General features: G+C 60.3%; 6 protein-coding genes. 2 read left to right on the plus strand and 4 right to left on the minus strand.

Going from position 1 to position 3613, the window contains the following annotated elements; genetic code table 11:
• On the minus strand, positions 1-740 hold a 740-nt coding region (locus ACMLHG_RS07875), incomplete at its 3' end, for a hypothetical protein (protein ID WP_417170151.1).
• A 238-nt stretch (positions 741-978) separates the two neighbouring features.
• Here ACMLHG_RS07875 and ACMLHG_RS07880 point away from each other — a divergent pair.
• Together ACMLHG_RS07880 and rfaP are read left to right on the plus strand one after the other, a co-directional pair.
• The gene (locus ACMLHG_RS07880) at positions 979-1761 is read left to right on the plus strand and encodes a glycosyltransferase family 2 protein (protein ID WP_294432985.1); all 783 of its coding nucleotides are present in this window, start codon (positions 979-981) and stop codon (positions 1759-1761) included.
• Positions 1762-1788: 27 nt separating this feature from the next.
• On the plus strand, positions 1789-2604 hold the full coding sequence (rfaP, locus tag ACMLHG_RS07885; protein ID WP_294432987.1) for a lipopolysaccharide core heptose(I) kinase RfaP: 816 nt from the start codon (positions 1789-1791) through the stop codon (positions 2602-2604).
• Positions 2605-2710: 106 nt separating this feature from the next.
• On the opposite strand, the gene ACMLHG_RS07890 is transcribed toward rfaP, so the two are convergent.
• From ACMLHG_RS07890 to ACMLHG_RS07900, 3 genes are all read right to left on the minus strand, one after another.
• A complete protein-coding gene (locus tag ACMLHG_RS07890; RefSeq protein WP_295812884.1) occupies positions 2711-3040 on the minus strand; it encodes a hypothetical protein in 330 nt (109 codons plus the stop codon).
• A 94-nt stretch (positions 3041-3134) separates the two neighbouring features.
• Positions 3135-3362: a hypothetical protein gene (locus tag ACMLHG_RS07895; protein ID WP_295812882.1), complete on the minus strand. Its 228-nt coding sequence runs from the start codon at positions 3360-3362 to the stop codon at positions 3135-3137.
• A 2-nt stretch (positions 3363-3364) separates the two neighbouring features.
• A partial coding sequence (locus ACMLHG_RS07900; protein WP_417170152.1) for a hypothetical protein occupies positions 3365-3613 on the minus strand: 249 nt, incomplete at its 5' end.

Consider the following 3613-nt stretch of genomic DNA (forward strand, 5'->3'; position numbering starts at 1 on the left):
ACCAGTTTTTCAGCGTTTTCCAGAACGTTCCGGGCGCAGGTGTCGAACTGGAGCGCGTACCAGCTCATCCAGCCGGCGGGAGGCGTTTCAAAGCCGTGGCTCTTGCAGATGGGCGCGTAGGGAATGTTGAACCTCCGCCGGCAGAACTCCTCGTGCACACAAAAGGTGAACTCCCGTCCGAAATCCAGCCCGTTGACGTAGTCGAAGCGGTAGCTCTCCGCCTCCCAGTCGTACCGGACCCGGAACGACCCGGCGGAACGGAACTCAAGCGCCCGGTCGGTGAGCCGGTCGAACAAGGCGTCGTCGCAGGAGGCCACCGCCGGGCCGCAGGCGGCGCGGAGCACCCGGTCGCCGCCGTCGTTGAGCCGGACGCCGAAGGTGGAACGCTCCGGCTCCGCTCCCCAGACCAGCAACCCGCTCACGTGGAGATCGGCGCGGGCCGTCATACCGAACCGCAGGCTTTTCCCGTCGAGTCGGAAGGTGACGGCCAGATCGGGAGCTCCCGCGGGGCCGTCGGAGTAGGAGACGGTTCCGGTCAGGCATTCGAGCGAGGGGACAATCTCCCGCCGGCGGGAGCGGTAGGAGGCGATCTCAATGCGTCGCCCTCCGGAGGTGACGTACATGGTTCCGTCGCGAAGGAAGAGAGTCTCCCGCGCTTCGCCCGGCGCGGAGTAAAAGCACTGGAAATTGCCGGAATCCTCAGCGAACTCCACGGAAAAATTTCTGTAATTGAGGTACATGCCGTCTCCCTTTTCTCTAGAGTTCAAGAACCGGTTCCGCCCGGAACCGGCCCCCGGTTGCCGTTCCCCGTCAAGTATACAACAGCGACGGCGGAGTATCAACCCGGATTCCGGAAAATTTTCAAAAAAGAAGGGCATTCCGGATATCGGTGGAAAATTCGCGCACGTCAGCTTGTCAATCCGCCGCGCCCGGTGTATATTACATTCGAATTCAGTAACGTTCAACCCGGGGAAGGCCATGGCTGAAGCAGAAGTTTCCATTCTCATTCCCAACTATAAAACGCCGGAAATGACCCGGCTCTGTCTGCGGCTGCTGCGCCGCCACACCGACCTCGGCCGCGTGAAGGTGATCGTCATCGACAACGCCTCCAACGACGAGTCGCTCGATTATCTGCGCAACGTCAACTGGATCCGGCTGATCGAACGCCCGGAGGCCGCCGCGGAAAAGGGGCCGGAGATGCACGCCCGCGCCCTCGATCTTGCCCTGCAGGAGGTGACCACCCCCTACGTGCTGGTCATGCACACCGACACGCTGATCTGCGACGACCGCTGGCTCGATTTTCTGTTCGGGAAGATTTCCGGTGACGAAACCGTCGCCGGCGTGGGCAGCTGGAAACTGGAACAGGTCTCCGCATTCAAGCAGTTCGGCAAGAAGGTCGAGGATTTCTTCCGCCGGCTTCTCGGCAAGAAGGCGAAGGTGGAGGATCGCTACCTCCGCAGTCACTGCGCGCTCTACCGCACCGAACTGGTGCGCAAACACACCAACGGCTTTTTCGACGGGGACACCGCCGGTCACTCGCTGCACCGGATGTTGGTGCAGCAGGGGTACAAGATGCTTTTTCTGGAGTCGCGTGAGCTGGGGAACTACCTGCGCCACCTGAACCATGCGACGATGATTCTCAATCCGCAGCCGGGCGACCGGAAGACGTCGAAACCCGCCGCACGCCGCCGCCTGCAGCGGCAGCTGGATGAATTGGATTACCGGAACGTTCTTGCCGATTCCAGCCTGGACCGGATCTGAACGCCCGGAACAAAAGGAGCCGGAGTGATGAGCCAGACCCTTGAACTCGATCCGGTATTCAGCCGGGAATGGGAGGGGAAAGACCCCTTCGCCGAACTGGAGAAGACCGAAGGGGAGATTTTCCGCCAGGTCAAAAGCCGCCGGACCTTCCGCTTTGAAGTTGCCGGACGCGGCTATTTCGCCAAGGTGCACCGGGGCGTCGGGTGGCGGGAGATCTTCAAAAATCTGCTGATGGGGAAGAAGCCGGTGCTCGGCGCCGCCAACGAATACCGGGCCATCCGCCGCCTCGAACTGCTGGGGCTGGATACGATGACGATTGCCGCCTACGGCTGCCGGGGCTGGAATCCGGCGAAACTGGAATCGTTTCTGGTCACGGCCGAACTGCTGGACATGGTCAGTCTGGAGGATTACTGCCGCGACTGGCGGGAAAATCCGCCGCCGTTCCGTCGCCGGGCGGCGCTCACCGCCGCGCTGGCGGAGACGGCGGGGACGATGCATCGCGGCGGCGTCAATCACCGGGACTGCTATCTGTGTCACTTTCTGCTCGACCGTGCGACGGAGGAGACGCCGCTGCCCCGGCTGTATGTCATCGACCTGCACCGGGCGGAAATTCGTCCGGCCGTACCCTTCCGCTACCGGGTCAAGGATGTCGCGGGGCTCTATTTTTCGGCGATGGACTGCGGTCTCACCCGGCGTGATCTCTACCGGTTCATGAAGAACTACACGGGGCGAACTCTGCGGGAGACGCTCCGGGACGACCGTCACTTCTGGCGCAGGGTGGAACGGGCGGCCCGCAAGCTTTACGCCAAGGAGTTCAACCGTCCGGCGCCCCTCCCCGCCTGAGTGCGGAACCAATCCGATCGAAATTTCCCCAGGGGCACCCACAAGAAGTGCCCCTCTTCTTTACTCTACGCAACACAGCGGGTGCTTGCAGAGTTTTAAAAGGTGGCTATATTGAACGATCGATCGGAATTGCGAGAAACCGGCTGTTTCGCGGCCGGATGACGCCCCCCTCGTGCACGTGCTGTGCGAGATGGTTTGTGTCGTTGCTTACGTGATCGATGACGACCTCCGCACCGTCGGATCGAGTGCGGATCCCCTCGGCGAGTTCCTGGCCGAACCCGCCGTTGCCGATCTTGCTTCTGGCGTTGCTCTCCGCGCGATCGCGCATGGAGACCTCGAGCGTTTTCGCGGCGAATTCGGGGAGCCGGGATTCCAGCGCCATTTTCGCCTCGGCGTCGAGCAACTCGCGCAGATCAACGGAAAAGCGGATTTTCATACTTCCTCCTGCAAAAAAGACACGAAAAAACACGCGGGGTATTTCACCAGCGTGTACGATACAGGGCTTCGGCCGCCCGGTTTTTATTCAGGGATTACAGTTTTGAGGTGTCGCGGAATTCCGGATGCTTCGCCAGCCACTGCTGATAAGCGGGAACATCTTCCGGGCGGAGCACGTAACCCTCGTGCTGAATCCGCCAATGCAGGGTTTTGTATGCCTCGTCGAGTGACTGTTCAACCCGTTTTCTCGTTTCCGGGTCGGAAAGTGCGGCTGCGAGACGACGTTCATCTCGTTCCGTTATCACGTAATCATCCAGTCGCATTTTCACACCTCCACAATGGCTATATGACGGAAGCCGTCTTTTACGACGTCCTCTTTAATATAACCCGGTTCCCACGGTTGTAAAGCGCGGAATTTGCATTTCCGGTCAAAAAGCACCTCTTTGTCCGTATTGATCCAGGAGTGCTGCCCGATGAACGCCCCGCTGCGGCTCCGAACCACATGAAACATGATCTTGTAATCCGCCTTCGGATTGACATACTGTCTTGCGGAATCTATACTTACCGATGTGGA

The sequence above is a fragment of the Victivallis sp. genome, from assembly GCF_048170485.1.
Lineage (GTDB): Bacteria > Verrucomicrobiota > Lentisphaeria > Victivallales > Victivallaceae > Victivallis.